Below are 21,753 nucleotides of genomic sequence, written 5' to 3'. Positions count from 1 at the left end.
CAAGACATTCGAGTCGCAGGAAGGCGGCAAGTGTATGAATTCCCCGGAGCTTATACAAGTAAGTGACCGGGATGAATACACGTTGCCAACGCTCCTGCGGCTTGAAGGGCGACGGTCAGGAGACAGGATAATTAATCGCCGTAGACATTAAAGTCGAAGTACTTTTTAGCAATCTTGTCGTAGGTACCGTCTTTACGCATCTCGCCAAAGGCTTTATCGATCGCCGCCTTCAGGTCTGCATCATCTTTACGCAAACCCATACCGGTGCCGACGCCAAAGATTTTATCGTCTTTGACCGCTGGGCCGGCAAAGGCATATTTCGCACCGACCGGCTGCTTGAGGAAGCCTTCACTCGCCTGCACTTCATCCTGGAACGCAGCATCGATACGACCGGCATTCAGATCCTGGTAGACCAGATCCTGGTTAGCGTATGGCGTAACGGTGACGCCTTTCGGCTGCCAGTACTGTTTTGCATAGGTTTCCTGCGTGGTGCCCTGCAGCAGACCGATGTTTTTGCCTTTCAGCGATTCAATGGTTGGCTGCAGCGTTGAACCTTTTGGCGCCACTAAACGCGCATTAGCCGCATACAATTTCTCTGAGAAAGCAATCTCTTCCTGACGCTTCTCGGTGATAGAGAGAGAAGAGATGATGGCGTCAATTTTCTTCGCCTTCAGCGACGGGATCAGCGCATCGAAATCACTTTCCACATAAGTACATTTAGTCTTGATACGTTTACAAATTTCGTTGGCCAGATCGATATCAAAGCCAACCAGCTGGCCCTGCGCGTTCTTGGATTCGAATGGCGGATAAGTCGGGTCAGTTCCGATGCGCAGCGTCTGTGGTACAGCAGCGAAGACACTCGCGCTACTTGCCATTGCCAGCATCAGAGAAAGAGCCAAAACTCGCTTTTTCATAGGTAACCCTCAAGTGAAGTGCTTATTGTTATGTGGTGCGTGATGTGTTGGTTTGCGCTCTAAGATGTGCACGTTTCATGCCAGTTCTGCTAATCGGCTAAAGCGTAAACAGGCGCGCTAAATACTCCGCCGGTAAGCGGCGCAAGCACTTAGTTTGTGAGGGAAATATAACAGCGGTATAAGGAAGAAAAAGCGACATTGTTAACTTTTGGTGCACAAGATGCACGAAGAGTGATCGCGCACGCGAAATTGCACACAGTCAGTGCATTAATGCACCATTATGCACCGCTCCAGCGGGTGAAAAGATCTTCCGGTAGCTCAATATCAAACTGATCCAGCACGCGATTGACGGTTTGATCGACTAACTCACTAATCGATTGTGGGCGATGATAGAACGCCGGTACGGGCGGCATAATAAGCGCACCGAGTTCAGCTGCCGTGGTCATCATGCGCAGATGCCCCAGATGCAGCGGCGTTTCGCGCACGCACAGCACCAGCTTACGCTGCTCTTTCAGCACCACATCTGCCGCGCGCGTCAGCAGGCTATCGCTGTAGCTATGCACAATACCGGAGAGCGTTTTCATTGAGCACGGTGCAATTGCCATGCCGAGGGTTTTATAGGAGCCGGAGGAGATGCTGGCGGCAATATCGCGCACGTCATGCACCACATCGGCCATCGCTTGCACCTCGCGCAGGGTGAAATCGGTTTCCAGCGCCAGCGTTTGACGCGCTGCGGGGCTGATCACTAAATGGGTTTCCACTTCCGCCAGCGGTTGCAGCACCTGCAACATGCGCACGCCGTAGATTGCGCCGCTGGCGCCGGAAATACCAATGATCAGTCGTTTCATAATTCAGCCTTGCCCGTTCAGATTGCGGCAATAATAGCGGCTACCTGAGCAAAAATACAAAAACAAACAGGGCGGGATTGCGCCCGCCCTGCCGTTACTCTGCCACAACGTGAAGCTTAGCCTTCGTTGTGCAGCTCTAAACCTTCTACTTCTGTCTGACGCGCAATGGCTTTGGAATCGTCGTTACGCAGTGACTGCAGATACTCAAGGTACTGCTGATCGACATCTTTGGTGACGTAAATGCCGTTAAATACCGAGCACTCGAACTGGGCGATATCAGGGTTTTCTTCACGCACCGCTTCGATCAGATCGTTCAGATCCTGGAAAATCAACGCATCGGCTTTAATCAGCTGACGAATCTCTTCCACTTCGCGGCCGTGAGCGATGAGCTCGGTTGCGCTTGGCATATCGATTCCGTAGACGTTCGGGAAACGAATTTCCGGTGCCGCAGAAGCGAGGTAAACGCGTTTCGCACCCGCTTCGCGGGCCATCTCGATAATCTGCTCTGAGGTGGTACCGCGTACGATGGAATCATCCACCAGCAACACGTTTTTATCGCGGAACTCGGCACGGTTAGCGTTGAGCTTACGGCGCACCGCGCTGCGGCGCAGCTGCTGGCCCGGCATAATAAAGGTACGGCCAACGTAGCGGTTTTTCACGAATCCCTGGCGATAAGGCTTGTCGAGGATGCGCGCGATTTCCAGCGCGATATCGGTGGAGGTTTCCGGAATGGGAATCACCACATCGATGTCCAGATCTTCCCACTCGCGGGCAATTTTCTCACCCAGCTTGGTGCCCATGCGCACGCGCGCACTGTACACCGAGATTTTATCGAGGAATGAATCCGGACGCGCAAAGTAAACGTACTCGAACAGGCAAGGATTAGTTTTCGGGTTTTCTGCACACTGGCGGGTAGACAGCTGGCCCTGCTCGGTGATGTACACCGCTTCACCCGGCGCAACGTCACGAATGAACTCGAAGCCCAGCGTGTCGAGCGCGACACTTTCTGACGCCACCATATATTCGGTGCGGCCATCAGCGATGACGCGCTTGCCCAGCACCAGCGGACGAATACCGTTAGGATCGCGGAAGGCGACCATACCGTGCCCGATAATCATAGAAACGACCGCGTAAGCGCCGCGCACCTGCTGATGCACTGCCGCCACCGCAGCAAAAATGTTGTCGGCTTCCAGCGGGTAATGCTGAAAACGGTCCAGCTCCTGCGCGAAAATGTTCAGCAGGATTTCGGAATCTGAGGTGGTATTAACGTGACGGCGGCCCGTTTCGAACAGCTGTTTGCGCAGTTCATGCGCGTTGGTCAGGTTACCGTTGTGCGCCAACGTGATGCCATACGGGGAGTTCACGTAGAAGGGTTGCGCTTCAGAGGCGCTCGAGCTGCCTGCCGTGGGGTAGCGTACATGGCCAATCCCGATGTTGCCCTGCAGACGCTGCATGTGGCGCGCTTCGAACACATCGCTTACCAGACCGTTGGCTTTACGCAAACGGAAGCAGTTAATAGCATCGATGGTACAAATGCCGGCGGCATCCTGCCCGCGGTGCTGAAGCACCGTTAACGCGTCATAGATTGACTGGTTTACTGGCATAAAACCGGTGATACCAACAATACCGCACATATTGTCATTTCCTCATTAGCCGCACTCCCGATGGTGTCACCGGGGTAAAAAACTCGACGTGCTTTTCAGGTAATCAAAAAACCACCTGATGATGTAACTGAACTGGGGAATAAGCTGCGACTGTTGCCAGTCCGGGCTTTTGGAAAAGCCGGTGAATGTATCAAGGAAGAAAAGCATAGCAGACACTATCAGCACGCCACGCAACGCCCCGAAACAGACCCCCAACACCCTGTCGGTTCCCGACAAGCCAGTTTTCTCAACCAGCGAGCCGATCACATAGTTCACGATGGCCCCCACAATCAGGGTGGCCACGAATAACACCGCGATGGCGATGCCGTTGCGAACCAGTTCGTCGTCAAAACCTGTAAACCAGACTGCAAGGTAGGCGTAATAATGACTGGCGACAAAAAACGCGCATCCCCAGGTAACGAGAGATAAGGCTTCACGGACAAACCCACGAATCAGGCTGACCAGAGCCGAAAAACCAACTACCGCAATAATGACGTAATCAATCCAGATCATGAACTCTTCCAGCCCAGTGCTATCGCACCCCCTGCATCCAGTTCGGGGCGCATTCTAACAGAAAAAGAAAACGTTTGCGTAGGGTTTTCCGGTTCTGTATCCGTAAAAAGGGCGATGAAAAAAACTTTCCTCGCCCCGTGTGTTATCAGCAATTTAATTTGCTGATATTTAATGATTTTATTGCCGCGCTTCGCTACAAAAATTTTGTAAAGCCGCGCCTTTTTCTACTATCGGCGCGGCTTATCAGCGCCCTATCGCGCGCTATAAGGTTTCACCACCCCACCCAGACCTGAGATGCTTTGCAGCTCGCTAAGAGAACCTTGCAGCTTCGCTTTGTTAGCATCCGGACCGACATAAATGCGGGTAATTTGCCCCTGCACCGGCGATGACGGAACGGTAAAGGCGCGATAGCCGGAGAGACGCAGCTGCGCCACAATCTCGCTCACTTTCGCGGCGTTCTTTAACGCACCCAGCTGTACCACATACGCCTGCCCCGTCGGCGCAGCTGGCTCACTCTGCTTCGGCGTTTCTGCCGGTTTTGGCTGCTCAACCGGTTTCGGCTGCTCTACCGGCTTCGGCTTCGGTTGCTCAACCGGTTTTGGCTTCGGCTGTTCTACCGGCTTTGGTTTCGGCTGCTCGACCGGTTTTGGCTTCGGCTGTTCTACCGGCTTCGGTTGCACCTGCTGATGTACCGGTGGCGGCGTCACTACGCTTGGCTCGGTATTCTGCGTCGGCTGCGCGCTGCCGCTGGTGGCAGTTTTGCCGCTCGCCGGGTTCTGCACCGCGCCTGCACCTTCCGGTGGCTGTGCCGGTAAAGGCTGTGTCACCGGTGGAACCATTTCACTGTCCTGCTGGTCGTCAGGCTTCGGCACCAGCGGAATAGCGGCGAACTCTTCTTTGTAATGCTTTTTCTTACCGTCTAGCAGGCCAGGCAAGACGATGACACCAATCGCCACCAAAATGACCGTACCGACTAAGCGATTTTGAAACTTACTTGCCACTGCCGTTCTCCGCTGCCATCGATTCCATAACCTGCGCTACGGTGTGGAAAGACCCACACACCAGAATCACATCTTCAGGACGCGCCTGCTGACGCGCCGCTTGCCAGGCTGCCTCAACGTTGCTGTAAGACGTTCCATTTTTCAGATGAGCCATGAGCTCATCAGCGGTTGCACCACGCGGACCGTCAAGCGGCGCGCAGTACCAGCAATCAACCTGTGGCGCCAGCGCGGCCAGCGTACCGGCGATATCTTTGTCATGCAGCATACCGACCACCGCATGCACCTTGCCACGCAATAGCTCAGCGGCCAGACGTGAAGCCAGATAATAAGCGGCATGAGGATTGTGCGCCACATCGAGAATCACGCGCGGCGATTCGCTCACGGTCTGAAAACGACCGGGTAAAATAGCGCGTGGCAGATGCTGACGAATAATCGCTTCACTGACGTTCAGGCCCGATGCACGCAGCGCGGTAAGCGCAGTCGCCGCATTCGGTAATGGCACCTGTGGCAACGGCAAATCGCGCAGTTCACCGTGCGCATCCTGCAACATCCAACTCTCGCCGGTCTGCTGCCACTGCCAGTCGCGATTGCGCTGCAACAGCACTGCCCCCTTCTCCGTCGCCACCTCCGCGATGGTGCCCGGCATATCGTTTTCCCCGACGATCGCCGGTTTGCCTGCACGGAACACGCCGGCTTTTTCGCGGCCGATGCTTTCGCGATCCGGCCCCAGCCAATCGGTGTGATCCAGCGCAATGCTGGTGATTACTGCGACATCAGCATCGACAATATTGGTGGCATCAAGGCGTCCGCCAAGGCCAACTTCGAGAATCACCACATCGAGATTGGCATCGCGGAACAGATTGAATGCCGACAGGGTGCCGAACTCGAAATAGGTGAGAGAAATGTCACCGCGCCCGGCTTCAATTGCGGCAAAACTGGCGCTGTGCAGCGCTTCATCCAGTTCCACACCCTGCACACGTACGCGTTCGGTATAACGCACCAGATGCGGCGAGCTGTAAACGCCCACGCGATAACCGGCGGCCAACAACAGCGTTTCCAGGGTGCGGCAGGTGGTGCCTTTACCGTTAGTACCGGCGACGGTGAAGACAAAAGGAGCGGGTTTGAGTAGATCGAGGCGTGCAGCAACGCGTTGAATACGATCCAAACCGAGTTCAATAGCCTGCGAGTGCAGATGCTCAAGATAATGAAGCCACGTGGCCAAAGGCGACGTGGCTTGAGGAAGAGAATTATCCATGTGTCCCGTTCTTAATTAATACACATCATCCTTCAAGCTGCAGCGGCGTTGGCTGCAGCTCGAAGGATTTCGTGTAGACGGTGCATTGGAGGAAAGAAACATCGCTGCGCCTTTCCGTTGCCTGTCAGGCTTCGTTGCTCTCCGGCTCAGCCACATCAGGCTGATTACCATCCTGCAGCGGTGCTGGCAGGTTCATCATTTTCGCAAGCAGGCTTGCCAGCTTAAAGCGCATTTCCGGACGACGGATGATCATGTCGATCGCGCCTTTCTCAATCAGGAACTCACTGCGCTGGAAGCCCGGTGGCAGTTTTTCGCGCACGGTCTGCTCGATAACGCGTGGACCGGCAAAGCCAATCAGCGCTTTCGGTTCCGCTACGTTGAGATCGCCCAACATCGCGAAGCTGGCGGAAACGCCGCCCATGGTTGGGTCGGTCAGCACGGAGATGTACGGCAAGCCGCGCTCCTGCATTTTCGCCAGTGCAGCACTGGTTTTTGCCATCTGCATCAGCGATTGCAGCGCTTCCTGCATACGCGCACCGCCGGAAGCGGAGAAGCAAATCAGTGGGCAATTGTCTTCCAGCGCCTGCTCAACGCCACGCACAAAGCGCGCGCCAACCACGGAACCCATTGAGCCGCCCATAAAGGAGAACTCAAAAGCCACCGCCACAACGGGCATACCGTGCAGCGTACCTTTCATCGCCACCAGCGCATCTTTCTCGCCCGTGTCTTTCTGTGCAGCAACCAAACGGTCTTTGTACTTCTTTGAGTCGCGGAACTTCAACAGATCCTTCGGTTCCAGCTCGCTACCCAGCTCAACCAGCGAACCTTCATCCAGCATGCTATGCAAACGCTCACGGGCATGCATGCGCATGTGATGGTCGCACTTCGGGCAAACCTCGAGGTTACGCTCCAGCTCGGCGCGGTACAGCACCTGCCCACAGCTATCGCACTTGGTCCACACCCCTTCCGGGATGCTGGCTTTGCGCGATGGGGTGGCAGTGCTTTTATTCAGTATGCGTTCAATCCAGCTCATTGATGACCTTTCTGTTTAATGCTGACCTGGTCCAGTCTTCTCATTGCTGCTGAAATCACCTTCAGCAGGCCGTAAATGTCGCTCATTAAACCACAACCCGTTCACGCTGTGGATAAAAATCTGGTTACGCGCTTACTGTGACTTCTGCTGACGACGGTGACGCCATACTTCAATGACGCCAGGCAGTATGGAAACCACGATGATGCCGACGATCAGCAGCTTCAGGTTCTCTTGCACCACCGGCAAGTCACCAAACAGGTAGCCCGCGTAAGAGAACAGCAGCACCCACAGCAGCGCACCCGTCACGTTAAAGAGCGCGAAGTGGCGATAAGACATATGTCCCATCCCCGCCACAAAGGGGGCAAAGGTTCGCACGATTGGTACAAAGCGCGCAAGTATAATGGTTTTGCCACCGTGGCGATCGTAAAACGCGTGGGTTTTATCCAGGTAGCTGCGACGGAAAATTTTCGAGTTCGGATTACTAAACAGCTTCTCGCCAAACAAACGACCAATTGTGTAGTTCACCGCATCACCAAGGATGGCAGCGATCACCAGCAGCGTCACCATCAGATGTACATTGAGATCGTTACCCGGCAGTGCCGCCAGCGCCCCCGCCACAAACAGCAGCGAATCGCCAGGCAGGAACGGCGTCACGACCAAACCGGTTTCACAGAACAGAATCAGGAACAGAATGGCGTAAATCCACACGCCGTACTGCGCCACCAGCTCGGCCAAATGCACATCAATATGCAGAATAAAATCGATCAAAAAGTGGATAAACTCCATATAACCACGACTCCCCTGACATCCAACAATTAAAGGTTAATCCGCGAGGAACAACGGTCCCAACGCAGGCTGAGGTAATGCAAAGTGGGATGGATAATCCACCGCCACCAGATAAAGCCCCTCGGCTTTGGCGGTCGCCGCCGCCAACTTGCGATCTTTGGCCGCCAGCAACGTTGCCATCCACTCTTCCGGCTGATTGCCCGTGCCAATTTCCATCAGGCTGCCAACAATATTGCGCACCATATGGTGCACGAACGCATTGGCTTTGATGTCGACCACCACGTACGGTCCATGACGCGAAACGTTGAGATGCATCACGTTGCGCCACGGCGTGCGTGACTGACACTGCACGGCGCGGAACGAGGTAAAATCATTCTCGCCCAGCAGCGCCTGGCCGGCACGCTGCATCTTCTCCGCATCCAATGGATGGTAATAATGGGTAATACCCTTACCAAGAATCGCTGGACGTAGCCGATGGTTATAAATCACGTAGCGATAACGCCGCGCAGTGGCGCTAAAGCGCGCATGGAACTCATCCGGCACCGCTTTCACCCAACGCACCGCGATGTCATCGGGCAGATTAGCGTTAACACCCAGCGTCCAGGCCGCATCGGCACGCGACGAGGTGGTTTCGAAATGCACCACCTGCCCGGTACCGTGCACGCCCGCATCGGTGCGGCCAGCGCAGAACACCACCACTGGATGATCCGCCACTTTCGACAGCGCTTTCTCCAGTTTTTCCTGCACGCTGCGCACTTCATTCTGCCGCTGCCAGCCGTAATAACGGCTGCCGTCATACTCAATACCCAACGCCAGCTTAAGCGTCTTACCTTCAGACAACATTAATAGAAATACTCCTGCACCAGCTTCTCGGCGGTTTTCACTGCCATCAATGCACCACCGAAGCGGATGTTATCGGCGACTGACCAGAACTGCAGCAGCTCCGGAATGCCGTAATCATTGCGCACGCAGCCAATGCTCAGCACGTCGCTGCCAGACGCATCGCCCACTTGCGTTGGGTAATCGCTCTCTTCACTCAGGTTGATATCACCGGAGCGGCCGAGTTCATCGCGCGCTTCTTCTGCCGACAACGGACGCAGATTCTCCACATGCACAATCTGCGCATTGCCATAGAACACCGGTGCCTGCACGCTGCTGACCGCAATCGGTAAACCTTCGTCCTGCAGCACTTTACGCACCTGCTCAACCACGCGACGCTCACTCTCCACGCTGCCGTTGTTGTCAGCCAGCAGCGGCAGAATGTTGAACGCCAGCTGGCGACCAAAATAGTGCTGCTCGGCAGGCACGCCGTTCAGCAAGCGCGCACTTTCACCGGCCAGACCATCAACCGCGGCTTTACCGTGGCTGGAGGCGGCAATCAGGTTGGTCACCTGCAGGCGGCTCAGACCTGCCAGATCCACCAGCGGCTTGATCGAACACAGCAGTTGGCTCACCAGGCTATCAGCCACGGTAATAATATTGCGGTTGCGATAATCCGCCAGCACCTGTGGATTCACATCCGGCACTACCAGCGGCACATCCGGTTCAAGCGCGAACAGGTCGCTGCTATCAATCACCAGACACCCCTGGCTCGCCGCTTCTTCGGCATAGCGCGCCGAGGCTTCACGTCCGGCGGTGAAAAATGCCAGCTGCACCTGCGTCCAGTCAAACTCAGCCGCGTCCTGCACCAGCACGGTACGCCCCTCAAAACGTTTGTTCTCGCCGGCGCCATTTTCACTGGCCAGCAAATACAATTCACCAACCGGGAACTGGCGTTCAGCCAGCAGTTCCAGTACAGCGTTCCCTACTGCGCCTGTTGCGCCTAAAAGCGCGATATTCCAGCCGTCAGACATGTTGGTTTACTCCAGAGATTGACACAAAAACAGAAGGCGGTGAAAACACCGCCCGTGATTTAGGAATTATCCCCCGCAAAATTGCAGGTGATTGAATTAACTTTACAAACTGGCACGGAAGCCGAGTTGATTGAGCATCGCCGCCGTCTCGGCATTGTCGCAATTTACCTGGAGCGATGACCATTCGCGACGCTCTTCGTACTGCTTGCGCAGGCGATCAAACTCGCCTGGCTTTGCTGCCACTTTGCGCAGTGGCACGTCGTCGCGGCGCACATCATACACCAGATGTACCAGGCGTTTTAGCGTTGGCTGATCGAGCGGGCCGCGCAGCGTGATCGCACCAAATTCCGGTGCAGGCAGCAGACTGTCTAACGAGACCTGCTGCGGCTGACCGATAAAGTCACACCAGGCTTCAAACACCTGCGTAGTGCCGCGCGCTTTACCTTCCAGCGTGTAACCAGCGATGTGTGCAGTAGCGATATCCACTTTATCCAACAGGTCGAGCGATAAGTCCGGCTCCGGCTCCCACACATCCAGCACCACGCTGAGATCGTGGCGCATCTTGAGGATTTCCAGCAGCGCGGCGTTATCCACCACCGGACCGCGACAGGCATTGATCAGAATCGTGTTGGGCTTGAGCGCCAGCAGCAGCGCCGCATCGGCCAGATGCCAGCTTTTATATGGCCCTTCTTTAAACAGCGGCGTATGGAAGGTGAGTATATCGGCCTGCGCCACCAGCTCATCCAGTGAATGGAAGGTTTCCTTATCGCCACGATCGGCGCGCGGCGGATCGCATAACAGCGTTTTCACTCCCCAGGCTTCCAGACGTTTCTGCAAGCGCCCGCCAACATTGCCCACGCCAACGATGCCCACCGTACGATCGCGCAGTTCGAAGCCATCGCGTTCCGCCAATAGCAGCAGCGCAGAGAAGACATACTCCACCACCGCAATCGCGTTACAGCCCGGCGCGGCAGAGAAACCAATGCCTGCCGCCGCCAGCGACGCATCATCAATATGGTCAGTTCCCGCGGTGGCGGTGCCGACAAACTTCACCGGCGTGCCGGCCAGCAGCGCTGCATTCACTTTCGTGACCGAACGCACCATGAGCCCGCTGGCATCCTGCAGCTCAGCTTCCGGCAGCGGACGTCCCGGCACCGCTACCACGTCTCCGGTGCGGCTGAACAGTTCACGGGCATAAGGCATATTTTCATCGACGAGAATTTTCACTGCGGCGGTCCTGTCTGGTTGAGATCAACGGGGCATATTTTGGCATAAAGCCAGGGATTAACCTAACCGGCTGCGATAGCGATCCGGCGTCGTTCCGGCCTGTTGCTGGAACATCACAATCAGCGCTGAGGCTGAGCTGTAGCCCAGCTCATGAGCGATGCCCTGCACGCTGCAGCCCTGCTCAAGCAGCGCGATGGCGCGTAAAAAGCGTAAACGCTGACGCCATTCGCTGAACGACATGTTCAGCTGCTGCTGACAGCGTCGCGCTAGCGTACGCTCGGTGGTAAACACGCGCTTTGCCCATTGTGCCAGCGTGGTGTTATCACCGGGATGGGCTTCAAGCGCCCGCAGAATCGGTGCGAGGAATTTGTCATCGGACATCGGCAAATAGCTGTTGTGCACTGGCGCAATGTGCAGGCGATCCATCAGCACTTCACACAAACGCCAGTCGGCCTGCGTCTGCGGCTGCTCCAGCTCGCGGCGGGCGAAATCATTCATGATGGCGTGCACGAGGGTATCGACATGCAATAAACAGGCTTTATCCGGCATGCCACTGCAGAGATCGGCAGCGATGTTGAAGGTACGAAAACGCGCGTCGTTATGGTTATAGCTACTGTGCCGATGCCCTGCCGGGATCCAAATCGGTATATCGGCAGGCGTCAGCAGGCGTTCGCCTTCCACTTCTAACTCCAGCACGCGACAGGTGACAAATATGACCTGCCCCCAATCATGTGCGTGCATCAGATATTCGGTTTTCGCGTTAACGGCATCGTAGCGCATGAAGTAGCGCAGCAGAGGTGCATCAATCGGCGGCTGATATTCGACTTGAAGATTCATTCTGTCCGGTCACTAACAAATATTGTCCGATTTTAACTATCTAGTCTAAACCGGTCAAACGTAAACTATTCGCGATTATCTGAGGAGCTGTACTATGAATTTTTTGTTTCCGCTGATCGCGGTGCTGATTTGGTCGATCAACACTATCGTTAGCAAACTTTCGGCAGGAAGTATCGATCCTGCGGCGATCTCCTTCTATCGCTGGCTGCTGGCATTGGTGGTGTTGGCCCCGTTTTGCCTGCCGGGCGTCTGGCGTCATCGTCACACCATAAAAAGCAACGGCTGGAGACTGCTGATTCTCGGACTGCTTGGCATGGTGCTGTATCAGAGCCTCGCCTATTACGCGGCGCACAGCGTTTCGGCAGTGATGATGGGTATTCTCGGCGCCACCATTCCGCTGCTGACCATTCTGCTCAGCCTGATAGTACTGCGCCTTGCCCCCACGCGCGGCATTCTGATTGGCGGCGTGCTGTCCTTCGTGGGTTTAGTATGGCTGGTAAGTGAGGGCAATCCGGCGCAGTTGCTGAATCAACGTCTTGGTAACGGCGAGTTGATGATGCTGGCGGCATCAACCTCGTACGCGCTTTATGGCGTGTTGACTAAGCGCTGGGCGATTCCACTGCCCACCTGGCAAAGCCTCTACGTGCAGATTTTCTTTGGCGTACTGCTGCTGATTCCCGGCTTCGTGCATGCACCAGATGTATCGCTCAACGTGCATAATCTGCCGCTGGTGCTGTATGCCGGGCTATTTGCGTCAATTATCGCGCCTTTCCTGTGGATTTTAGGCGTTCAGCGCCTTGGTGCCAGTACCACCAGTCTCTTCATGAATTTTGTACCGGTTTTTACTGCGGCTATCGCCGTCTTGTTCCTGCATGAGCAGCTGCACGCTTATCACTGGATTGGTGGCGGCATGACTTTGGTGGGCGTCATTCTGGCGCAACGTTTGAAAACTCCGTTACGCAAGCCGCGTAACGTTATCCTTCCCGATCCCGCCCCCTGATTTATTATCCGGAAAGACCGTAGCCCCCGTGGATTTCCCGGGGGCTTTTGCTATCATGTGGCCTCGTTTTTCCGGCGCACCCGGATCTGACCCGTTTTTCAAGGATTCCGCCATGCAACCTCTCAGCGGTCCCGGTGTGCCCGCGGGCGATCGTTCATCTTTAACGCCAGCCACTGGCCCAGCCCGTCCTGGTGGCCCCGCCGGTGAACAACCGTTATCCCCTGCCCAGCGCACCACGCTGGAACGCCTGATTGTACGTATCATGTCACTCAGCACGCTAAAAGCCCCGGAACTGTGGGCAGGCGTGCGTCACGAAGTTGGCGTGAAAAATGAGAGTGAGCTGCAATCACGTCATTTCCCGGCGGCAGAGCAGCATCTCAATGGCCGTCTGACCCAGGTACAAAACAGCCTTGCCACGCGCCAGCTGTTACAGCAGCTGCTGGAAAAATTGCCGCAGGGCAATAATCGCCAGGCAGTGAGCGACTTTATTCGTCAGCAGTTTAACCAAACGGTATTGAGCGGGTTGTCGCAGGATCAGCTGCGCCAGGTGCTGACCATGCTGCAAAACGGCCAGATGGCAATTCCGCAACCGCAGCAAACGCGATCTTCCGATCGCAGCTTGTTGCCGGCAGAGCAGCAATCGCTGAATCAACAGGTTACACGTCTTGCCGCTACTACCGGGGAATCGCCGGTGAAGCTGCTGGCCGACACCTTGAAGCTGGTGAACCTGAAAAGTGGCGATCCGATTCCATCCCGCCACTTCCCGCTGCTGACGCAATATTTGCAGGTGCGGCAGACGCTGGGTCAGCACAGCGCGCCGACCTTGCAGATGCTGGAAACCTCGCTGAAGCAACCGCTGACGCAGGATGAGCAGCGATTGCTGGAGGATTACAGCCAGCAGCGTTTCCAGGCGATGCCCCATACCGTTCTAACGCCAGCGCAAACGCAGGATCTGCTGAATCTATTATTTAGCCGTCGCGCCGAAAAGCTGCACGAACAGCCGCTGGCCGATAGCGAGATGCACCCGCAGCCGATTTGGTCGCCGTTTATTCAAATCCTGCCGCAGCCGCTGGCTCAACGTCCAATGCTCACGCTGATTGTCGGACTCTTGGTGTTCACCTTCCTGCTGTGGTTACTTATCTAGCAGCCACAGTGTGCAGCGGGCGAGGCAGATGGCCATTCGCCTGCTGTCATTCCCCATGCCATTGGATGACCGTCGCGCTTCCAGAAATCCAGCCCACCAATCAGCTCTTTCACCTGAAACCCCAGCGACGCCAGCTTGAGTGCCGCTTTGGTTGAGCCGTTACAGCCAATGCCGTCGCAATAGGTGATGTAAACTTTGCTGCGATCGAGATGCGCGGTCGATGCCGCATTCATGGTGCGATGCGGGAACGAGATGGCGCTGCAAATATGCCCTGCCTGATAAACGTCCTCAGAACGTGCATCGACCACTACGATCGCGCTGATCCCCTGCGCCAGATCTTGCGCTAAATCCCACGCATCGGTGTAAAAGCTCAGTTTGTGCTGCAAATACGCCACGCTTTCGTTTGCGCTGGCCGGAGCAAATTTTAAGACCGCTGACATTGCCTTCTCCCACTGTGATTTTTTCTCAGTTTACGGCAAAGTGGTCTGCATGCTGATACCACTTCTATCACCCCAATAAGACCACGATGAAGACCTCATTTTTGGCGCTATTTAGCCACCAGACCCAAGGCGGCCTGCGCGAACGGTTGTGCAATACCCTACGTCAGGCAATTGCCAACGGTCATCTGCAGCATGCGCAGCAACTGCCCGCCAGTCGCCAGCTGGCAATCGATTTATCACTGTCACGCGTTACGGTCGAGGCTGCTTATGCGCAGCTGGAAAGCGAAGGTTATCTGCAGCGCCAGGGCGGACGCGGCACGTTTGTCTCGATTAGCATGCCGCCGCCCAAGCCGAAAAGTCGGGTCGCTTGCTCACCGCGTTTTTCCCAGCGTGGTCAACAGGTGCTGGCGACTGGCGGCTGTCAGGATCCGCCGTTTCCTCACGCCTTCGCCGCCGGTTCGCCAGAGTTACGCGCTTTTCCGCATGCACAGTGGCGTCGCATCACTCATCAGGTGCAACGCTCACTGGGCAGTGGCGTAATGGGCTATGGCGACCCGCTTGGTCTGCCGTCGCTGCGCCAGGCCGTGGCGGATTATCTGGCACTGTCGCGTGGCGTGCGCTGCTCGGCAGAACAGGTGGTGATGCTCACCAGCTCACAGCAGGCGCTGCAACTGCTGGCGTTAATGTTCCTTGATGCGGGCGACGAGGTGTGGCTGGAGGAGCCGGGTTATCCCGGGGCGCGCAATGCGTTTCTCGCCGCCGGTGCGCGCTGTCGCGCCATGCCGCTGGATGCGGAAGGAGCTATGCCGCTCAGTGGCAGCGCGAAATTAGTGTATCTCACGCCCGCCCATCACTACCCAACGGGCACAGCAATGAGCCTGGCGCGCCGCCTGCACTGGCTGGCGTGGGCGCGCCAGCATGATAGCTGGCTAATTGAAGATGATTACGACAGCGAATTTCACTACGAGGATCGCCCTGCTCCAGCGCTGCAAGGCGTAGAAACCGACAGTCGGGTCATCTGTCTCGGCACCTTTTCCAAAACGCTGTTTCCCTCGCTGCGTCTGGCGTGGATGGTGGTGCCGCCGCAGTTGGTCCAGGCGCTTGGGCGCGCGCGCAGCGTGATGGACGGCCACAGCGCGATGTTGCCACAGGCAATCACTGCGGAGTTTCTGCAGCAAGGCCATTTTGCCAGCCATCTACGCCTGATGCGCCAGCTATATCGCAGTCGACGTGACTGTTTACTGGAGCAGATCAATACGCGACTGCAACCCTGGCTCCAGCCGCTGCCGGCGGCAGGAGGCTTGCAGTTAACGGTGCAGTTGCTGCAGGGGGATGAAGCGCACTTAACCGAACAGGCTAAAGCGCGAGGATTACTGTTACCGCGGCTGTCACCGCTCTATGCGGGGGAAGCGCAGCAAGCGGGCTGGCTATTGGGATTTGCCGCGCTGACACCCGGTGAGATTATCAGCGCCTGCGATAAGCTGGTTACGCTGCTGTCGCACGACGCGAAAACGTCCAGGTGACCAGAATTCCCAGCGCAGCGCAGCAGGCACCCGCAACATACACGGAACCGTAACCCAGCGCCGTCGCCAGTAAGCCGGTCAATGGTCCGCTGGCGCCGTAAGCAATATCCTGAAAAGCAGAGAAGCCGCCGAGCGCGGTACCGCGGATCTGCGGCGATACGCGCCTGATGACTTCCACACCCAGCGCCGGGAAGATCAGCGAGCAGCCGCAGCCAGTCAATGCCGCGCCAATCAGCGCCATCCAGCCGGAACTGGCCAACGCCAGCAGCAGTAATCCGGCGGTTTCCACCAGCAGCGATACCATCGCCACGCGCACGCCGCCGTGACGATCCGGCAAACCGCCAAAGAACACGCGCACCAGTACAAAGGCGCAGCCAAACGCCGTGAGCGCAAAACCGGCATTGCCCCAGTTTTCCGCCGCAAAGTAGAGCGAAGTAAAGGTACCGATGACAGCAAACCCGGTGCCCTGCAGCGCCAGCGCCAGCCCCGGCTGGAAGATGGTTTTTACCACGCTAAACAGCGATGGCCGCTCGCCGCCAACAACCGGCACTTTGCGAATCCAGCCATTGATTGCCAGCGATAGCAGCGGTAATAGCAGCGCCACTGCGCCAAGTGCTGCAAAGCCGCCGTGCTGATTAATTAGCAGCCCCAATGGCGCACCCGCCGCCAGCGATCCGTATATCGCCATGCCGTTCCACGACATCACCAGACCTGAACGTTTGCTGCCGACCAGCCCCATGCCCCACGTCAGATTTCCGGTGAGCAGCAAACTTTCGCCAAATCCCAGCAACAGTCGCCCTAGCGCCAGCAAACCAAACTTCGCCCAAGGGGACACCGGTAATAGTGCCGCCGCCAAATAGGCCACGCCGACCAGCGCGATGGCCATCATGCCATGCTGCGTAGTGAGCTTCGCACCATGCTGATCGGCACGCCGCCCAGCAAAGCTGCGCGTTAGCAGCGTGGCAAAAAACTGAATTCCTACCGCTACGCCGACCATCAGATTACTCATGCCGAGTTGCTGATGCACATACAGCGGGATCACCGGCAGCGCCAAACCGGCAGTGAGATAGGTGAGAAATACCGCAAATGAGGTGCAGGCTAACGGCAATACTGATTGCTGCTCTGCGCTGGCAGTGGGGATCATCGGGCGGCGAACTCCTTGTCATAACCAGACACGCGCTTGCTGCCATAACAGAAACGGGATATTTGGTTCACATTTAATGGGAATTGATAATTTTGTTTCGGACGGAGAGAGAGTGTAGGCAAGCAGGAGGTGGATTGTCAAAACAACAAGGGCCGGATAACCGGCCCTTGAGATAATGCTTGCATCATTCGGTCGCCATAAATGGCGCCCCTACGAAGGCATAACGCGGTTTTCGTAGGGTGCGCATTCATGCGCACCTTGTAAAATCTGCAATTACGCTGGCAGCTTACGCATGGTTAACGTGGCGTTGGTGCCACCGAAACCAAAGCTGTTCGACATCACTGTAGTCAATGCTTTTTCGGTCGGCTTGGTCACAATGTTCAGACCTTTACCCGCTTCATCCAGCTCTTCAATATTGATGCTTGGCGCGATGAAGCCGTGCTCCAGCATCAACAAGGTGTAGATCGCTTCCTGCACGCCAGCCGCACCCAGAGAGTGGCCAGTCATCGCTTTGGTCGCAGACAGAGAGGGTGAGTTATCGCCGAATACTTCGCGAATCGCACCCAGCTCTTTCACATCACCCACTGGCGTTGAGGTGCCGTGGGTGTTGAGGTAATCGATTGGCGTATCAACACCTTGCATCGCCATCTTCATGCAGCGCACTGCGCCTTCGCCTGAAGGTGCTACCATATCTGCGCCATCGGAGGTGGCGCCGTAACCGACGATCTCAGCATAAATATGTGCGCCACGTGCCAGAGCATGTTCCAGCTCTTCTACTACCACCATACCACCGCCGCCTGCAATGACAAAACCGTCACGGTTGGCATCGTAGGTACGTGACGCTTTTTCAGGCGTTTCGTTGTATTTGGTCGACAACGCGCCCATCGCATCAAATTCACAGGCCATTTCCCAGCTCAGCTCTTCGCCGCCGCCTGCAAAAACGATGTCCTGTTTGCCCAGCTGAATCTGCTCAACGGCGTTGCCGATGCAGTGTGCTGAAGTGGCACACGCTGAGCTGATGGAGTAGTTCACGCCGTGGATTTTGAACGGGGTTGCCAGGCAAGCAGATACGCCTGAACCCATGGCTTTGGTCACTACGTAAGGACCAACGGCTTTCAGGCCGCGCGGGCCACGCATAGCGTCCGCACCAAATACCTGATAACGCGGAGAACCGCCGCCAGAACCAGCAATTAGGCCAACACGTGGGTTTTGCTGATACTGTTCGTCAGTCAGGCCTGAATCCTTAATCGCTTCAGCCATAGACAGGTAAGCGTAGATCGAGGCATCACTCATAAAACGCACGATTTTGCGATCGATGAGCCCGTTGGTATCCAGTTTGACGTTGCCCCATACGTGGCTGCGCATACCGGCATCTCTCATCTCTTCGGAGAAAGTAATACCGGAACGGCCTTCACGCAGAGAAGCCAGCACTTCTTGCTGGTTATTACCAATGCTGGAAACAATACCCAGGCCAGTAATCACTGCACGTTTCATTCAATAGTCCTCGTTCCACTCTTTTGGATTGACGTGCACTCTAGCGTACAGTTGTAAGCCGAACAAGTCCGATCAGCCATTTCGTTTTGTAAATTTGCGTCATGTCACGTCTGTCGCTAAACTCGCGCCACTGCCTGAAATATGAGCCTTTCCCCGTGAAATTTACCCCAGTAGAACATGCCCAAATAAACTGGAATGAACAGGGTACACCTGTGTCCCGAGCGTTCGGTGACGTCTATTTCTCCAACGACAATGGGCTGGAAGAGACGCGCTATGTTTTCCTTGACGGTAATCATATTCCGCACCGTTTTGCCGATCATTCGCGCGATTTATTTATCGTCGCCGAGAGCGGTTTTGGGACTGGTCTGAACTTTCTCACACTGTGGCAAGCGTTTGATCGCTTCCGCGCCGAGCATCCCACGGCCCCACTCCAGCGCCTGCACTTTATCAGCTGCGAAAAATACCCGCTGACGCACGAGGATTTGATCGCTGCGCATGCGCATTGGCCTGAGCTCCAGCCGTGGGCTGAACAGCTACAACAGCAGTGGCCGCAGGCATTGCCGGGCTGCCAGCGCGTGCTGTTTAACGGTGGCGAAGTCACGCTGGATCTCTGGCTTGGTGATATTAACGCGCTAATTCACACCTTTGATGACAGCCTTAATCGCCAGGTGGATGCGTGGTTTCTTGATGGCTTTGCCCCGGCGAAAAATCCGGAGATGTGGACGCCAGCACTGTTCGCCGCCATGGCGCGCTTAGCGCGTCCGGGCGGCACGCTCGCCACCTTTACGGCGTCTGGCTTTGTGCGCCGTGGCTTGCAGGACGCTGGTTTCACCATGCAGAAGCGCAAAGGATTTGGCCACAAACGTGAAATGCTGATCGGTGTGCTGGAACAGGCAGCTGAGCTGCCGCACAGCCAGCCGTGGTATGCACGACCGCAAGCTGCAAGCCAGGAAGTCGCGCTCATTGGCGGCGGCGTCGCCAGCGCGGTACTGGCTCTGGCACTCCTTCGCCGGGGCTGGCGCGTCACCTTATATTGTGCTGATGCTGCGCCAGCGTTGGGGGCATCCGGTAACCGTCAGGGTGCGCTCTATCCGCTGCTCAATCAGCACGATCCGGCATTGGCGACCTTTTTCCCTGCTGCCTTTGGCTTTGCTCGTCGCCTGTATGATTGGGTGCCGGTGGAGTTTGAGCATCACTGGAGCGGCGTGCTGCAGCTCGGCTGGGACAGTAAAAGTGCGGATAAAATCGCGCAGATGCTCAACATGGACCTACCGCGTGAAATCGCTTATGGCGTAAATAAAGAAGAGGCGGAAAAGCTCGCAGGTGTCGAACTGGGTTTCAGCGGCCTCTATTATCCGCAGGGTGGCTGGCTTTCCCCTTCCCAGTTAACCAGTAATTTGCTGGAGTATGCACAAACGCAAGGCCTGCGCGTTCACTGGCTGCATCAGGTAACGCAGCTTACGCGGAACAATGAAAGCTGGACGCTGCACTTTAGCGATCGGCCATCTGTGCAGCATCAGCAGGTGGTACTGGCGAATGGTCACGCCTTGCTGGATATCGAGCAAAGCAGAATGCTGCCGGCATATGCGGTAGCCGGTCAGGTGAGCCACGTGCCGACTAATGATTCGCTCGGCGAACTGCGCACCGTGCTCTGTTACGACGGCTATCTCACGCCGGTCAGTCCGAATTTCGCTACCCATTGCATTGGTGCCAGCTATCATCGTGGCGATACCGCAACGGCTTTCCGTATTGACGATCAACTCGAGAACCGCCAGCGGCTGATTAACTGCCTGCCAGAAAGCCAATGGCCGCAGCAGGTTGATGTGTCCGCTAACCAGGCGCGCAACGGTGTGCGTTGTGCCACCCGCGATCACCTGCCGATGAGCGGCAGCGCGCCGGATTACGATGCTTTGCTCACGCAGTATGCGGATCTTCCCGCGCAGCGTGCACGCGCTGAAGCCGTGGCCGCAGCGCCAGTGCATGCAGGGTTATTTGTGCTGGGGGCGTTGGGATCGCGTGGTTTATGCAGTGCGCCGCTGGCGGCCGAAGTGCTGGCAGCGCAAATGAGCGGCGAACCCCAGCCGCTGGATGCGGCGACGCTTGCGGCATTGAATCCAAATCGCTACTGGGTACGAAAATTGCTGAAGGGTAAAAAAGCGGCTCGTTAATCTGCGGGGCGAGCGATCGCCCCCACAGCTTAAGCGCTTTGACGCGCCTGCAGGAACAGATTGTCCCACATCCCCGTAACCAACGCCTGATCGCGTGGCGACAGTTCACCAGCCGCAATGGCTTTTTGCAGGCTATTGGTGACATGCGTCTGCAGCGCTTCCGGCGTATGTTCGCCGCTCAGTTCAATCTCCGCCACCGCCAGGGTCAGATGACCACGCAGATAGCCGCCAGCAAACAGCTCGTCATCGCTGGCGTGATCGACCATATCATCAATCAGGGCCAGAATGCGGGTTTCAAATTCTACGATCATCTCTTCCTCTCTTCTTATAATGCCATCGCGGATCACAGGTCTTCCGGCCAGGGAAACTGGGCCGCCGTCAACGCCGGCGTGCCGTAATAATTCATTAATGCATCGATGAAACGGGCCGGACGTGCCGGAATACCCTGCTCCAGATAAGTCATCACCTGAGCATGAACCTTACGCTGAAACGCTATGCGATCTGGCTCACAATCGCCTTCGAGATTGTCACAACTTACGTTGAAGGGAAAGCCCGCCGCAACGCAGAACAACCACTCCAGCGCCTGCGGTTTGACCTCAACGGCTTCAAACTGGCTCTGGGTTTGCGCATCACGCCCGTCCGGGCAGTACCAATAACCAAAATCAACCAGCTTGCGACGCGCTTCACCGGCAATACACCAGTGGGAAATTTCGTGCAGCCCGCTGGCGTAGTAGCCGTGGGCGAACACCACGCGATTCCACGGCGAGGTTTCATCCGCTGGAAGATAAATAGGTTCGTCGTCGCCTTTAATTAGACGCGTCTGAAAATCGTCAACGAAGCAGCCATCAAAGATGGCAATCAGCTGATCGTAATGGTGTGTTGTACTCATAATTTTTAATCTTTAAAAAAAACCGGCGCCATTGTCGCACT

General features: G+C 56.2%; 21 protein-coding genes. 4 read left to right on the top strand and 17 right to left on the bottom strand.

Annotated features, from left to right (window positions below; all coding sequences use genetic code 11):
• Positions 1-131: 131 nt before the first annotated feature.
• The 12 genes from argT to AAGR08_RS05145 all read right to left on the bottom strand — a co-directional run bounded on the left by argT (position 132) and on the right by AAGR08_RS05145 (position 11,910).
• The gene (argT, locus tag AAGR08_RS05200) at positions 132-914 is read right to left on the bottom strand and encodes a lysine/arginine/ornithine ABC transporter substrate-binding protein ArgT (protein ID WP_097096576.1); all 783 of its coding nucleotides are present in this window, start codon (positions 912-914) and stop codon (positions 132-134) included.
• Positions 915-1,192: 278 nt separating this feature from the next.
• Positions 1,193-1,762 carry a UbiX family flavin prenyltransferase gene (locus AAGR08_RS05195; protein ID WP_345828892.1) on the bottom strand — a complete coding sequence of 190 codons (570 nt, stop codon included), beginning with the start codon at positions 1,760-1,762 and terminating at the stop codon, positions 1,193-1,195.
• Between the two features lie 116 nt (positions 1,763-1,878).
• Positions 1,879-3,396, bottom strand: a complete 1,518-nt coding sequence (gene purF, locus AAGR08_RS05190) for an amidophosphoribosyltransferase (protein WP_097096574.1) — start codon at positions 3,394-3,396, stop codon at positions 1,879-1,881.
• Between the two features lie 36 nt (positions 3,397-3,432).
• Positions 3,433-3,918, bottom strand: a complete 486-nt coding sequence (cvpA, locus tag AAGR08_RS05185; RefSeq protein ID WP_064739347.1) for a colicin V production protein — start codon at positions 3,916-3,918, stop codon at positions 3,433-3,435.
• 251 nt (positions 3,919-4,169) lie between these two features.
• Positions 4,170-4,919 carry a cell division protein DedD gene (dedD, locus tag AAGR08_RS05180; protein ID WP_097096573.1) on the bottom strand — a complete coding sequence of 250 codons (750 nt, stop codon included), beginning with the start codon at positions 4,917-4,919 and terminating at the stop codon, positions 4,170-4,172.
• Entirely contained in the window at positions 4,909-6,174 is a 1,266-nt protein-coding gene (folC, locus tag AAGR08_RS05175) for a bifunctional tetrahydrofolate synthase/dihydrofolate synthase (protein WP_345828887.1), read from the bottom strand. Before folC ends, dedD begins: the two co-directional genes overlap by 11 nt.
• Before the next feature lie 124 nt (positions 6,175-6,298).
• A complete protein-coding gene (gene accD / locus AAGR08_RS05170; protein WP_097096571.1) occupies positions 6,299-7,207 on the bottom strand; it encodes an acetyl-CoA carboxylase, carboxyltransferase subunit beta in 909 nt (302 codons plus the stop codon).
• A gap of 132 nt (positions 7,208-7,339) precedes the next feature.
• Positions 7,340-7,993 (bottom strand): DedA family protein, encoded by a 654-nt coding sequence (locus tag AAGR08_RS05165; protein WP_097096570.1) that lies wholly within the window; start codon positions 7,991-7,993, stop codon positions 7,340-7,342.
• A gap of 36 nt (positions 7,994-8,029) precedes the next feature.
• Positions 8,030-8,833 carry a tRNA pseudouridine(38-40) synthase TruA gene (truA, locus tag AAGR08_RS05160; RefSeq protein WP_176519212.1) on the bottom strand — a complete coding sequence of 268 codons (804 nt, stop codon included), beginning with the start codon at positions 8,831-8,833 and terminating at the stop codon, positions 8,030-8,032.
• Between the two features lie 2 nt (positions 8,834-8,835).
• The gene (locus AAGR08_RS05155; RefSeq protein ID WP_007889262.1) at positions 8,836-9,846 is read right to left on the bottom strand and encodes an aspartate-semialdehyde dehydrogenase; all 1,011 of its coding nucleotides are present in this window, start codon (positions 9,844-9,846) and stop codon (positions 8,836-8,838) included.
• A 102-nt stretch (positions 9,847-9,948) separates the two neighbouring features.
• Entirely contained in the window at positions 9,949-11,073 is a 1,125-nt protein-coding gene (gene pdxB, locus AAGR08_RS05150; RefSeq protein WP_345828885.1) for a 4-phosphoerythronate dehydrogenase PdxB, read from the bottom strand.
• Between the two features lie 57 nt (positions 11,074-11,130).
• Positions 11,131-11,910: a helix-turn-helix transcriptional regulator gene (locus AAGR08_RS05145; RefSeq protein ID WP_345828883.1), complete on the bottom strand. Its 780-nt coding sequence runs from the start codon at positions 11,908-11,910 to the stop codon at positions 11,131-11,133.
• Between the two features lie 94 nt (positions 11,911-12,004).
• Between AAGR08_RS05145 and AAGR08_RS05140 the strand changes: the two genes are divergently transcribed.
• Complete coding sequence (locus AAGR08_RS05140; RefSeq protein WP_345828881.1) at positions 12,005-12,910, top strand: DMT family transporter; 906 nt, start codon at positions 12,005-12,007, stop codon at positions 12,908-12,910.
• Between the two features lie 112 nt (positions 12,911-13,022).
• Positions 13,023-14,054 (top strand): flagella biosynthesis regulator Flk, encoded by a 1,032-nt coding sequence (flk, locus tag AAGR08_RS05135; protein WP_097096565.1) that lies wholly within the window; start codon positions 13,023-13,025, stop codon positions 14,052-14,054.
• On the opposite strand, the gene AAGR08_RS05130 is transcribed toward flk, so the two are convergent.
• The gene (locus tag AAGR08_RS05130) at positions 14,051-14,494 is read right to left on the bottom strand and encodes a rhodanese-like domain-containing protein (protein WP_345828880.1); all 444 of its coding nucleotides are present in this window, start codon (positions 14,492-14,494) and stop codon (positions 14,051-14,053) included. The genes flk and AAGR08_RS05130 overlap by 4 nt on opposite strands.
• A gap of 86 nt (positions 14,495-14,580) precedes the next feature.
• Between AAGR08_RS05130 and AAGR08_RS05125 the strand changes: the two genes are divergently transcribed.
• Positions 14,581-16,017 (top strand): PLP-dependent aminotransferase family protein, encoded by a 1,437-nt coding sequence (locus AAGR08_RS05125; protein WP_345828879.1) that lies wholly within the window; start codon positions 14,581-14,583, stop codon positions 16,015-16,017.
• Here the strand turns inward: AAGR08_RS05125 and AAGR08_RS05120 are convergent.
• Together AAGR08_RS05120 and fabB are read right to left on the bottom strand one after the other, a co-directional pair.
• The gene (locus AAGR08_RS05120; RefSeq protein WP_097096562.1) at positions 15,980-17,161 is read right to left on the bottom strand and encodes an arabinose transporter; all 1,182 of its coding nucleotides are present in this window, start codon (positions 17,159-17,161) and stop codon (positions 15,980-15,982) included. The genes AAGR08_RS05125 and AAGR08_RS05120 overlap by 38 nt on opposite strands.
• A gap of 273 nt (positions 17,162-17,434) precedes the next feature.
• The gene (gene fabB, locus AAGR08_RS05115) at positions 17,435-18,655 is read right to left on the bottom strand and encodes a beta-ketoacyl-ACP synthase I (RefSeq protein ID WP_097096561.1); all 1,221 of its coding nucleotides are present in this window, start codon (positions 18,653-18,655) and stop codon (positions 17,435-17,437) included.
• Between the two features lie 155 nt (positions 18,656-18,810).
• On the opposite strand from fabB, the gene mnmC reads away from it, so the two are divergent.
• Positions 18,811-20,823: a bifunctional tRNA (5-methylaminomethyl-2-thiouridine)(34)-methyltransferase MnmD/FAD-dependent 5-carboxymethylaminomethyl-2-thiouridine(34) oxidoreductase MnmC gene (gene mnmC, locus AAGR08_RS05110; protein ID WP_345828876.1), complete on the top strand. Its 2,013-nt coding sequence runs from the start codon at positions 18,811-18,813 to the stop codon at positions 20,821-20,823.
• Between the two features lie 29 nt (positions 20,824-20,852).
• Here the strand turns inward: mnmC and AAGR08_RS05105 are convergent, their stop codons facing one another.
• Together AAGR08_RS05105 and AAGR08_RS05100 are read right to left on the bottom strand one after the other, a co-directional pair.
• On the bottom strand, positions 20,853-21,134 hold the full coding sequence (locus AAGR08_RS05105; RefSeq protein ID WP_007889229.1) for a YfcL family protein: 282 nt from the start codon (positions 21,132-21,134) through the stop codon (positions 20,853-20,855).
• 32 nt (positions 21,135-21,166) lie between these two features.
• The gene (locus AAGR08_RS05100; RefSeq protein WP_097096560.1) at positions 21,167-21,712 is read right to left on the bottom strand and encodes an elongation factor P hydroxylase; all 546 of its coding nucleotides are present in this window, start codon (positions 21,710-21,712) and stop codon (positions 21,167-21,169) included.
• Positions 21,713-21,753: the final 41 nt, after the last annotated feature.

The sequence above is a fragment of the Pantoea sp. BRR-3P genome (assembly GCF_039621635.1).
Taxonomy (GTDB): domain Bacteria; phylum Pseudomonadota; class Gammaproteobacteria; order Enterobacterales; family Enterobacteriaceae; genus Pantoea; species Pantoea floridensis.
Note: the sequence above shows the minus strand (reverse complement) of the source record. Positions and strands in the feature narration are given on the sequence as shown.